At 77.2% G+C, this 10,332-nt stretch carries 10 protein-coding genes; 2 read left to right on the forward strand and 8 right to left on the reverse strand.

The window, feature by feature from the left end:
• Positions 1–176: 176 nt before the first annotated feature.
• Complete coding sequence (locus DEF28_RS23105; RefSeq protein ID WP_114400340.1) at positions 177–1,043, reverse strand: helix-turn-helix transcriptional regulator; 867 nt, start codon at positions 1,041–1,043, stop codon at positions 177–179.
• Positions 1,044–1,143: 100 nt separating this feature from the next.
• On the opposite strand from DEF28_RS23105, the gene DEF28_RS23110 reads away from it, so the two are divergent.
• A complete protein-coding gene (locus DEF28_RS23110; RefSeq protein WP_114400341.1) occupies positions 1,144–1,908 on the forward strand; it encodes an SDR family oxidoreductase in 765 nt (254 codons plus the stop codon).
• A 170-nt stretch (positions 1,909–2,078) separates the two neighbouring features.
• On the opposite strand, the gene DEF28_RS23115 is transcribed toward DEF28_RS23110, so the two are convergent.
• The 7 genes from DEF28_RS23115 to amiA all read right to left on the reverse strand — a co-directional run bounded on the left by DEF28_RS23115 (position 2,079) and on the right by amiA (position 9,559).
• A complete protein-coding gene (locus DEF28_RS23115) occupies positions 2,079–2,516 on the reverse strand; it encodes a hypothetical protein (RefSeq protein WP_114400342.1) in 438 nt (145 codons plus the stop codon).
• Between the two features lie 148 nt (positions 2,517–2,664).
• Positions 2,665–3,060, reverse strand: coding sequence for a GNAT family N-acetyltransferase (locus DEF28_RS23120; RefSeq protein WP_114400343.1), 396 nt, complete (start codon positions 3,058–3,060; stop codon positions 2,665–2,667).
• A gap of 226 nt (positions 3,061–3,286) precedes the next feature.
• Positions 3,287–4,675: a hypothetical protein gene (locus DEF28_RS23125; RefSeq protein WP_114400344.1), complete on the reverse strand. Its 1,389-nt coding sequence runs from the start codon at positions 4,673–4,675 to the stop codon at positions 3,287–3,289.
• The gene (locus DEF28_RS23130; RefSeq protein ID WP_114400345.1) at positions 4,672–6,054 is read right to left on the reverse strand and encodes a YcaO-like family protein; all 1,383 of its coding nucleotides are present in this window, start codon (positions 6,052–6,054) and stop codon (positions 4,672–4,674) included. Before DEF28_RS23130 ends, DEF28_RS23125 begins: the two co-directional genes overlap by 4 nt.
• Positions 6,055–6,929: 875 nt before the next feature.
• Positions 6,930–8,414, reverse strand: a complete 1,485-nt coding sequence (locus DEF28_RS27690; protein WP_114400346.1) for a CocE/NonD family hydrolase — start codon at positions 8,412–8,414, stop codon at positions 6,930–6,932.
• Complete coding sequence (locus DEF28_RS27695) at positions 8,411–9,286, reverse strand: hypothetical protein (RefSeq protein WP_158562906.1); 876 nt, start codon at positions 9,284–9,286, stop codon at positions 8,411–8,413. Before DEF28_RS27695 ends, DEF28_RS27690 begins: the two co-directional genes overlap by 4 nt.
• A 165-nt stretch (positions 9,287–9,451) precedes the next feature.
• The gene (gene amiA, locus DEF28_RS28880) at positions 9,452–9,559 is read right to left on the reverse strand and encodes a streptamidine family RiPP (protein WP_258862786.1); all 108 of its coding nucleotides are present in this window, start codon (positions 9,557–9,559) and stop codon (positions 9,452–9,454) included.
• A gap of 156 nt (positions 9,560–9,715) precedes the next feature.
• Between amiA and DEF28_RS23140 the strand changes: the two genes are divergently transcribed.
• Positions 9,716–10,332 (forward strand): MFS transporter (locus DEF28_RS23140; RefSeq protein WP_114446227.1); only part of this gene is annotated, 617 nt, incomplete at its 3' end.

Consider the following 10,332-nt stretch of genomic DNA (forward strand, 5'->3'; position numbering starts at 1 on the left):
CGGTGAGAAGGGTGTCCAGGTTTCGTGTCACGACTTAACCATCGGGCACCCTTCGCCATGTCCGCGACCTCCTCAGACATCGGACTCAATCATCTAGACCGCCGAGCGGCCGGCCGCAGCCCGGCCGAGTGGCCGCCGACCGCCGCGGCCACCGGCCCGGGCGCACCGGCACCCCCTCAGTGATCCAGCGGGAGGCCGGGCGTGTCCGCCCGGAAGCGCTCGTGCCCGAGCACGCTCAGCATCTGCAGCTTCTCGTGGTCCGCGGTGCGCGGGGCGGCGGTGAGCACCAGCAGCGCCTGGGACTGGTCCTCGGTGAACAGCGTCTGGCAGTCGACCTCGATCGCGCCGAGTTCGGGGTGGAGGAGCGTCTTGTGGTCCTCGAAGCGCTTGGCGACCTCGTGCCGCTCCCACAGCTCGGCGAACTCCGCGCTCTCCTGCCGCAGCGCCCGGACGATCTCCCCCGCCCGCGAGCGCGGGCCCATCGCCCCGTAGGCCGCACGCAGGTTCGCCACCTGCGCGCGGCTCTGCCGGTGGTGGTCGTCCTCGGGGTAGCACCGCCGCTCGGCGGGGTCGGTGAACCAGCGGTAGATCCCGCTGTGGGCGAGCCCCGTGCAGCCGGACCTGTCGCCGAACAGGGCCTCGGCCGGCCGGTTCTGCACGAGCGTCTCGCCGAGAGCGGACAGGATGAGCGCCGGAGTGTCCGCCAGGCGGTCCAGGACGCGCAGCAGGGCGGGGGCGACATGCGGCGCGGCCGAGACGGGCGACGGCGCGTTGCGCCCGGCCACCCGGAACAGGTAGTCGCGCTCGCTGCCGGTCAGCCGCAGCACCCGCGCGAGCGAGGCGAGCATCTGCTCGCTCGGCTGCGGGCCCCGCTGCTGTTCGAGCCGCGTGTAGTAGTCGGTCGACATCGCGGCCAGCGCCGCGACCTCCTCCCGCCTGAGCCCGGCGGCCCGACGGCGCGCGCCCGGCGCGAGTCCGACGTCCTCGGGCCGCAGCCCGTCGCGGCGGCGGCGCAGGAAGGCCGCCAGTGCTGCACGATCCATGGGCCCAGTATCGGTCGCCGCCCCGGCCCGAACCAGGGATCGCCGATCCCCCGACAACCGCTCTCTGCCCGCCTCCCGCCGCAGTGGGCAGTCTCAAGGCATGAACATTTCCGGAAACACCATCTTCATCCCCGGCTCCACGAGCGGCATCGGACTCGCCCTCGCCCTGGAGCTGCGGGCCAGGGGCAACACCGTCATCGTCGGCGGCCGTCGCGCCGAGCTGCTGGAGCGGATCGCCGCCGAGCACCCCGGTATCGACACCGTGCGGATCGACACCGCCGACGCCGGGAGCATCGAGAGCGCCGCGAAGGAGGTGCTCGCCAAGCACCCGGACCTCAACGTGCTCGTCACGATGGCCGGCATCATGCGCGTCGAGGACTGGCACCGGCCCGAGTCGTTCCTCGCCTCGGCGGAGTCGGTGGTCACGACCAACGTGCTCGGCCCGATCCGCCTGATCGCCGCGTTCGTCGAGCACCTGCGGACCCGGCCGGACGCCACGATCATCACCGTCTCCTCCGGCCTCGCCTTCGCCCCGCTCCGGGCCACCCCGAGCTACAACGCGTCGAAGGCGGCGATCCACATGCTCAGCGAGTCGCTCCGGCTGCAGCTCGCCGACACGTCGGTGAAGGTCCTGGAGCTGGTCCCGCCGGCCGTGCGCACCGCGCTACTGCCCGGCCAGGAGACCAGCGAGTTCGCGATGCCGCTCGACGAGTTCGTGGCGGAGGTCGTCACGCTGCTGGAGTCCCGGCCCGACGCGCGGGAGATCCAGGTGGAGCGCGTGAAGTTCCTGCGCCACGCCGAAGCGCGCGGCGACTACGACCAGGTCGTCGCGACGCTCAACGCGGCCGACCCGCACGGGAAGTAGCCGCCGGCGCCGCCGGAGGGCCCGCGGCCGCGCGGGTGCCCGGCCGCGGCACGGGGGGCGGGCCCCGCGTCCAGGCCCGCCGTTTCCGACCCGGGGCGTAGGGGGCGAGCACGCGGGGGACCACGGGGTACGGGGTCCGGACCGGTTCCCCGGCGGGGCCGGTGCCCGGGTCAGGCCGACAACTCCCGCTCCGCCTCGGCGTATGAATGGGGACAAAGCTCGGACATCTTCCGGAAGAAGACCGTCCCGGCCGCTCGCAGCGCCCCAAGGAGCTCCGCTGACGAGGTGCTCGCCCTCCTGATGTCGCCACCGAAGTCGGCGGTCACCAGGACGCGGGGGCCCGCCTCCCGGAAGGAGAGCCTGATCGGCTGGTCCGGGAAGAAGGTCTCCGCGTACCCCGACGTCCGCAATGTCGCCGCCATCGTGGCGATGTAGCACCAGAGCTGGTCCACGTAGTCCCACTCCGGGGTGCCGATGATCTCCACACCGCCCACGGACAGCCGAATGGCGCCCTCGATGTAGTGGTGGTCGGGAGGCGAGGTGCGGCATACCTCCACCCGGACGAACGCTCCGTCCACTCCCCTGAGAAACGTCTCGATCTCGACCACGCCACCGGCCTTCCTACTGCTGGGATCCAGGGTGGAGCCCGCTCACCGGGCCCCGCCCGCGCCGAGTAGCGACCCCCCAAGGCCGCCAGTCCGCCAGCCCCGGGGCGAGCTCGCCGCCCGACAAAACGGCTGCCCGCCCGGTGCGCGGCTACAGAGCTATGAGGCCGGCGCGTGTCGGCCGGAACCCGCAGGCCGCGAAGTAGAAGTCCCGCAGATCATCATCGAAGTCGACGTGCAGCCACTCGCACCGGGCCGCGCGGGCCTGCCTGGCGGCCGCGGCGACGAGTTCGGTCCCGATCCCGTGCCGCCGGTGTCCCCCCGCGACGAGGGTGTCGAGGATGAAGGCATGGCCGGCACCATCCCACGCCACATTGACGAACCCGACGAGCTCGCCGCCCTCCCTCGCACAGACCCACCCGAGGCTGTGCCGGTTGACCTGGGCCCACCAGTCATCCTCCAGCGGCGCATGCCCGAAGCCCTCCGCGTGCAGGGCGTTGACCGCCGTGTTGTCGAAGCGCCCTCGCCACTCGTAGCTGATCGTCATGCCGCGACCGTAGGGAACGACCCATGCTGGCGGCAATCAGGTTTCCAGCCGACCGCGCACGCCCGGACCGCGCGCCACCCGGCCGGCACGCGGCCCCCTGGACGGCGCCCACCCCCTTCGACCGGCTGGCCGACGTCCGCCGAACGGCACCGGCACGGGATGGCCGCCCAGGTCCCCGGCACCCTGCGGGCAGAGCCGACATCGGCGCCTCCCCCGGCACCGGGCCTCATCGTTGCCGTGCGCTTCCCACCGCCAAGGCGTGCAGGACGCGGCGGCGGCCCTGGGGTGTGTGCAGGACCGTGTCCAGCCAGCAGCCGACCGGGCGTACCGGGTGGCCGGTGGCCGTGGCGGTCAGCCAGGCGGCGTGGGCGGCGAGGCCGGCGCTGACGTGTTCGGTGAGTGCCGCCTGCGGGGCCGGGTCGGGGCTGCCGAGGAGGAGCAGGAGGGTGTCGGCCGCGCTGACCTGCGGCTGCCCGCAGCAGCGTTCGGCGAGGGCGGCGGCCAGGTCCGGTACCTCGCGGGGGTGGACGGCGAGCACGCGTTCCGTGCCGTGCAGGGCGGCGGCGGCCTCGGTGACGGCCGCGGGGACGGCCGCTCCCCCGCCTCCGATGTGCGGCCACGGGGCGCTGTGCCGGGTGAGCAGCGTCCCGGCGCTCGGCGGCGGCACGGGCGGGAGCTCAATGGTGGCGGCTGCCGGGGCCGACGAGAGCGCGGCCAGCGCCGCCGCCACCATGTCGAGGTCGGCGCCCGCGACCGGTGCGGTGGGCAGGCGGCCGGATCTGGTCGTGCTCCATTCCGGGCACGGCGCCGGCGCGGCCGGTCCCCCCAGGAGTTCGGACGCCGTACCGCCCGGGGGAGCAGGCGGCCCGGGGACCGTCCCGTCCAGGGAACGGGGCGATCCGGGGACCGCCCCGCCCGGGGCATCGGGCGCGGCGGACGCCAGCCCGTCCGGGGAGTCGAGCGGCGCGGACCCGCTCGGAGGCGGGGGGAGGTCCAGTCGCACCACCGCCATCGGGTACTCCGGTGCGGTCCGCGGCCAGCGCACCGCGCCGTCCGAGAACGGCAGCCCGGCCTCGGCCGCGAGGGTGCGCCCGGGTGGCCCGATCTCGGCGCGTGCGGTGACGCCCCGTGCCGCGGCCGCGGCGAGCAGCGCGCCGACGGCGTGTCCGAGGTCGAGCAGCAGGACCGGGAGCGAGCGCGGGCCGTACCGCCAGACCGTGCGCGCCGGGTTGAGGGCGAGCATCACGGCGCAGGACGCCCCGGGGCCGGGGCCGCGGCGCGACGGGGCGCGCAGGGCGTGGGCGACCGGGTCGTAGCGCCAGGCGGCCGGGCCGTGCAGCACGTGGGCCTCCACCGGGTAGCGGCCGCCGGCCGAGGGGACCCGGCGCAGCCGCACCCCCGCCTGGACGCGCCGGGGGTCGGCTGCCAGCGCGAGGTCGAGCAGAGCACCGAGGCCGGCGTGCGGAGCGCGCGGCAGCGCGACGGCCGCGCCCGGCCAGCGCCGCCGGTCGGGGGGCCGCGACTCCGGAGCGGCGGGGCCGGGCGGCCGCCCCGACCACGCGGTCCGCAGCGCCGCCGTGACCGGGTCCCGGGCGGTCTCGGGCGCCGCGCTCACAGGAACGGCGGCGGGTCGAGGACGAGGCCGTCCGGTCCGGACGCGGGGTCGGCGCCGGGTGCCCAGCCGCGCGCGGCGGCCGCGGAGCGCCAGCGCGGCAGGCCGAGGTAGCGGAACGCCGCCGGGGCGTTGGGCACCAGCCCGGTGGCGCAGGTGCGCACCACGCGCAGCGGTGTCTCGGCCACGTCGGGGGTGGTGAGGTCGACGGTGGCGATCCGCACGCCGTCCGCGGCGAGGGCGGCGCGCAGGCCCGCGTCGTCGCCGCGGGGCAGGTCGGCGGCGCCGATCGTCCGCTCCGGTTCGGTGAACCGGCGCAGCAGCCGGTCCTGGACCTGCGGGTCCAGCCACACTTGCACCTGCGCGCCCAGGTCGCGAACCCGCTCGAAGTCGCGGCCGGTCGCCCGCGCGTAGTCGCGGTCCGGCCGGAACGGAAGGTAGAGCCCGGAGGCGAGCACTCCGGCGTCGATCGCCTGGAACACCCAGCCTCCGGGGTCGATGAGGCCGAGGGTGAACACCCAGGTGTGCACGGCCTCCAGCACCGCCTTGACGCACGCCTCGGCGGGGTCCAGCCGGGCCGCTCCGCCGCCGCCGACGATCCCGGTCACCGGGTCGACCACGACCGCCGCCACGCAGGCGACCGGGTACTCACTGGGCAGCCGGACGAGGTGGACGTCGAGCCGCGACCCGGCGAACTCGGCGGCCAGCCCGGGTACGGAGGCGGTGTCGATACCGGTGGTGGGGCCGCCCAGGTGCCACCACAGCTCCAGGGCGTCGCGTTCCAGCAGCTCCAGCAGGCCGCGGCGCTGCGCGTCGGCGGCGTCGGCTCCGGTGGCGATGCCCGCGTAGTTGAGGTGGTGCACGCGGGGCTCGGCGCGCCGCTGTCCGGAGTGGTAGTTGAGGTACACCCAGGACGCGGGGAGCCAGCAGGTCCGGCCGTCCTCCTCCCCCGCGACCCAGGCGATCTCCTGGTCTGCGGTGAACGGCCGGTAGGGGAAGCCGGGCCGGGTGTGCTGCCAGGGCGCGAAGAACGGGAGGTCGTCCGGTCCGAACAGCCGCTCGCCGCCGGCCGCGATCTCCTCAGCGGTGGCGACGCGCAGCCCCGGCGGCACCCGGTTGCCGCAGTAGCGCTCCACGGCCTCACCGAGCGCGGCGATCCTGGCGCCGTCGCTGTCCCCGAAGGTGGTACCGAGGCTGACCCGGTCGGCGGGCCACACCCCGAGCCGGCGGGCGTCGGCGACCTCGGCGGTGACGCCCCGGTACCGCGGCGGCATGCCCGGAACCGGGGCCACCGGGACGAGCCGCCGGACGACACCGGTGAGCGGATCGATGAGCGCCTCGGGCGGCAGCGCCGGCGCGTCGGTGGACGGGGGGACGGTCATAGGGGCGCTCCAGGGTGGTCGGCGGTCCTGTCGGGCCGTGGCGGAAGAGTTCCGGCCGGGGACAACGGGCGGGTCGGGACGGGTTCGCGAACGGCCGGGCGCCGCCCGGGGCCCGGACCGCGCCGCGGGCGATGGCGGGACGGCCGCGCCGCCGGAGTGGGCCAGCCGTACAGGCCGGAGCCGTGGCCGGGCGGCGGCAGGCACGGGGCTGGCCGGCACAAGGCGGCGGCTCCTCCTGGTCCTCCCAGGCGGCGGTCGCGCTGCCGGGGCGCCGCCGCGCGGCATCGTCGCGGGCAGTACCGCGTGCCTCCTCCAGCGGCCTCGGGGGCGCGGCGGGAGCCGCAGGCCGGCGGTGGCGGCGGGACCCGGCGAGCGGGCGGAAACCGCGTGCGGACGGCCCTCCCCCCTTCCGCGGGCGCGGGCGCGGGGCCGAGTCGTGGCCGGGGAGCACCGCCATGGCGCGTGCCAGCACAGGCGGGCGGCGGCGACGCCGTCCCCCGGCCGGCGCGGTGCGGGCGCCGCGGCAGGCGGCGGTGCCGAGCCCGCCATGCCGCATCGCCTCGACCCCGCGCTCCCGCTCCGCCGACGCGCCGCCGGGCGCGGATGCCGCCGCCGTCGCCGGCCCGGGCGGCCACCGGTCCGCGGGGGCGCTGTCTCCGCGGGCGCGGTCGAGCCGGCCCGCCCTCCTCGGTGGTCGCGCGGTTCCGTGCCGCGCCGGGCCGATGCCCGTGCCCCGGTGCGGGCGCCGGCGGCGGCCGCGAGGTCCGCCTGCGGCCGCGGCGAGGGGCCCCGGCCCCCGGGCCGGTCGGTGCCGGCGCCCGGGCCTCCCCGGTCGGCCGCCGCTGGCCTCCGGGGTCCGGGGCAGCCGGGCGCGCTCACGTCACCTCCGCCGGCAGGGCGTCGGCGGGGACGGCGTCCGCGCCGGGCACGCACCACGGCAGGTCCAGGTCGATGGACGTCACCTGCCGCCGGCTCGGGCGCAGGTCGGTGGCGAGGACCGGATCGACGCCGGTGTGCGGATTGCGGGCGTGGCGGGGCCAGTGGTGGCCGGCGACCTCGACCGCCAGCCGGGCACCGGCGGGGAGCACGGCGGCGACCGGCGGCGTGCGCAGCGCGATCCGCGCGGGTGTGCCGGGGCGGTGCGCGCGGCGGAGGACGGCGTGCCCGAGCTGGACGTGCTCGCGGCCGTTCCACAGGGAGACGCGGGCCGCCCAGTCGGCGTCGGGTGTGTCGGCGACGACGGTGCACCGCAGGCCGATCGGGCCGCGCAGCTCCCCCGGTGGCAGCGGCGGGGTGCGCGCGAAGGCGTGGTCGTCGCCGGCGCGTGCCCGCGGGTCGGGCAGCGGGGTGTCGAGGGGGCGGGAGCGGAACGGCCGGTGCGGGTCGGCCGTGAAGGCCGCGGGATCGGGGTTCAGGCGCAGCCGCCGGTGCCGGGCACCGGGCGGCGGCAGTCGGCGCCACTGGCCGTCGCCGGTCACGGCGAGGAGTTCGCGGCGGCCGGTGACGGTCCCGCGTGCGGCGGCCCGCGCCCAGTCGAGGTAGAGGCGGCCGATCCGCCGGCCGCCGAGGGCCGCGCCGGGGCGGCGGGCGTCCAGCTCGTGGCCCCACGGGCCCAGCAGGAGCCGCACCGCTCCGCCCCAGGCCCGGGCGAGTTCGAGGGTGTCGGCGGCGAACGCGTCGTGCAGCCCGCCGACGGCCAGCAGCGGGGGGCGGGCCGCGGACAGCCGGGCCCACAGCGGGCCCCGGCGGGCAGCCCGCCACAGGTCGCGCCAGCCGGGCGGCGGTGCGGTCAGGAGGTGGTCGAGGATGCCGATCGGCGGCACCGCGGCGAGCAGTGCGGCGCCCTCGGGTGCCGGGGAGCGCGGCCGGGCGCTGCCGCCGTGCTCGGCCCACCAGCCGACCCGGCAGGCGAGCCGCGCGGCGCCGCCGGGTTCGCGCGCGGTCTCGCCGGGCCCCATGGCGGGGACCGCGGCGAGCACTCCGCGGACGGCGGGATGGCCCGAGACGCCGAGTGCGAGCGCGCAGTAGGCGCCGTAGGAGGCCCCGGCGGCGATGACCGTGCCGTCGCAGAACTCCTGGCGCAGCACCCAGTCGAGCACCGCGGCTCCGTCGCCCTCCTCGTGGCGGTAGGGCGTGAAGGTCCCCCCGGAGGCGAAGCGTCCGCGCACGTCGGCGAGGACGCAGGTGAATCCCCCGCGGGCCCAGCCCCGGGCCTCGGCGAGCAGCCGCTCGCTACCGTAGGGGGTGCGCACGAGCACCACCGGGGCGGGGCCGGGCCGGCCGGTCGGCACGGCGGTGACCGCCAGGGCGGTACCGTCCGGGGCGCGCACGGTGCGCCGGACGGCGGGGGGCGCCGTCACGGCGCGGTCGCCGGCACCGGCAGGACCGGGTGGTCGGTGATGTCGCCGGTGTCCAGGTCCACCACGCGCAGCCGGCGGCGGGCGGGTGTCGCGTGCGGGGTGAGGGAGCCGGGGCGGGGTGCGGCGTCGTGCGCCCACGCGCACAGGTCCTGCGCGACGAGGGCGGCGACGAGCCGGCGTTCGGCCTCGTCGGGGCGCTCGTCGCCCAGGGTGAGCTCCCCGGCGGCGGCACCGTCCCAGTAGGCGGTGAGGTGGCGGTGGCCGGATCCGGCGGCGGCCAGGCGGCGGGCGCGGACGTCGGCGTGTCGGACGTCGCCGGGCCGGGCGGCGACCGGTTCGATGAGGACGTGGCGCCCCTCGCGGCTGATCCGCTGCCACGCGACGCCGCGGTCGGCGAGCGCGTCGAGCCGCGTCCAGGACCGGGGGGCCGGGCCGTCGTGCAGCCAGCACAGGGCGTCGACGTCGGCGGCGGCGAGCCGCTCGGGGTCGTCGCCGGGGTCCAGGGGCAGCGCGATCGCGCCGGCGAGGGTGAGGGCCGCGGCGAGGGGCGCGAGGGCGCCGGGGTCGGCCGGCGTGCGGACGACGCCGACCCGGCGCCGCCCGGCCGGCCACCCGGGCCGCGCACCCAGGTGGCCGGCGGCGGCGAAGGCGTCCAGCTCCGGGGGGAGGCCGGCGCCGTCGGGTCCGGTGAGGGCGGCGTGCACCGCCGCGATCGCGGGGTCGGGCAGGGCGATCTCGAAGAGCTCGCCGTCGGCGGCACGCAGCACGGTGCGGCCGGTTCCGGCGCGGTAGAGGGCCGTGCCCGGCCGCAGGCGCGGCGGGAGCGGGAGGGGGTGCGCGGTGGCGCGGGAGTCCGGCGTCGTGCTGGTCACGTGTGCTCCGTCGTCGTGGTGCCAGGGGTCGGCGTCGCGCGGCGCGACCCGCCGCCGCTGCGAGGGGGAGGGCCGGCCGGCGGGGGTGCCCGGAGGCTCGGCCGGTCCCGTCCCGGCGGGGCCGTGGGGCCGCCGTGTGCTCCGCGGCGGCCCCACTGCCGTGCGCTACTCGGTCTCCTCCTCGAAGGGGTTCTCCACCAGCGCGTTGCTGTGGCTGGCGGAGTTGTGCGGCAGCTCGCGCTCCTGCTCGACCTTGACGAACACCTGCTCCATGTTGTGCACCTCCTCACGCTCCGACGGTGGGGTGTTTCGGACGGCTACGACCCTAGGAAAGAATGATTATCATTATCAATACTTTGCACCGTGTGATCAACGCGACACATTGCATTTACCGTCCATGCGCTTCACATCCATCCCCAAGGGGCAAATTTGACTGTTTCCGACCTTGAGCGCTCCCAGGACGACGCCACCCTCCGAGCGGACTTCCGCCGCTACCTGGCGGCGCGGGTGGTCTCCGTCACGGGCACCCTGGTGGCCACCGTCGCGCTGCCCGTGCTCGTCTACCAGCTCTCCGGCTCCCCGGCCTGGACGTCGGCCGTGGCGGTGACCGGCGCGCTGCCCTACCTGCTCTTCGGGCTGTTCGCCGGCGCGGTGAGCGACCGCCTGGACCGCCGGGCCCTCATGGTGGGGGCCGACCTCCTCAGCGGGCTGGCGCTCGCCAGCATCCCCGCCGCGTGGGCGCTGGACGCGCTGCACCCGCTGCACGTGCTCGCCGTCGCCTTCGTGGTGCAGACCCTCTACGTCGTGTTCGACTCCGCCAACTTCGGCGCGCTGCCCCGGCTGGTCGGCCGCGAACGGCTCACCGCCGCCTACTCCCAGGTCTACGGGGCCACCACCCTGGCGGAGCTGGCGGTGCCGCCGCTGGCCGGGCTGCTGGTCGCCGTGGTGGCGCCGGCGCCGCTCATCGGGGTCAACGCCGCCACCGCCCTGGCGTCGGCGGCCCTCGTCCGCGCGATCACCCGCCCGCTCTCCGCCCCGCGCTCCCC

The organism is Marinitenerispora sediminis (genome assembly GCF_003336425.1).
GTDB classification, from domain to species: domain Bacteria; phylum Actinomycetota; class Actinomycetes; order Streptosporangiales; family Streptosporangiaceae; genus Marinitenerispora; species Marinitenerispora sediminis.

Excerpts from the sequence above, each read along its gene's own strand:
- amiA (WP_258862786.1), bottom strand. The coding sequence starts at position 9,559 with ATGGAGCAGGTGTTCGTCAAGGTCGAGCAGGAGCGCGAGCTGCCGCAC.
- DEF28_RS23120 (WP_114400343.1), bottom strand. The coding sequence starts at position 3,060 with ATGACGATCAGCTACGAGTGGCGAGGGCGCTTCGACAACACGGCGGTC.
- DEF28_RS23130 (WP_114400345.1), bottom strand. The coding sequence starts at position 6,054 with ATGACCGTCCCCCCGTCCACCGACGCGCCGGCGCTGCCGCCCGAGGCG.
- DEF28_RS23110 (WP_114400341.1), top strand. The coding sequence starts at position 1,144 with ATGAACATTTCCGGAAACACCATCTTCATCCCCGGCTCCACGAGCGGC.
- DEF28_RS23105 (WP_114400340.1), bottom strand. The coding sequence starts at position 1,043 with ATGGATCGTGCAGCACTGGCGGCCTTCCTGCGCCGCCGCCGCGACGGG.